Genomic DNA, 321 nt, shown 5'->3' with positions numbered 1-321 from the left:
GCGTATCCGTATTCCAGATGACGCCGTCTATTCCGGGCGTTTTACTGCCTTTGTTTTGTGATACTCGCTTAACAGCAAGAAGTTTTGCCGAATGCGAGTGAGTCAGTATCCACTGCAACGCTTTCGCTTTGCCGTGTTTACCTTCTCTTGTTGCTTTTGCAATACGCATCTGAAGCTTTAAAAACGTGCGACTCAACAGTTTTCCAATTTATGGATTGCCATTGAGCACTGTCAGGGGAGGCACTAATCTCTTTTGAAATCATCATTTGCGTTTCTCCTTGAATAAAGTTCTTCAAATTCTCTTGCAACGGAAGACCAGTC

General features: G+C 43.6%; 1 pseudogene. It reads right to left on the bottom strand.

Going from position 1 to position 321, the window contains the following annotated elements:
• Positions 1-266, bottom strand: a pseudogene (locus JIG41_RS05470) (reverse transcriptase N-terminal domain-containing protein); the annotation flags it as partial.
• Positions 267-321 lie beyond the last annotated feature (55 nt).

Source organism: Pseudoalteromonas sp. bablab_jr011, from assembly GCF_016464045.1.
Classification (GTDB): Bacteria; Pseudomonadota; Gammaproteobacteria; order Enterobacterales; family Alteromonadaceae; genus Pseudoalteromonas; species Pseudoalteromonas lipolytica.
Note: the sequence above shows the minus strand (reverse complement) of the source record. Positions and strands in the feature narration are given on the sequence as shown.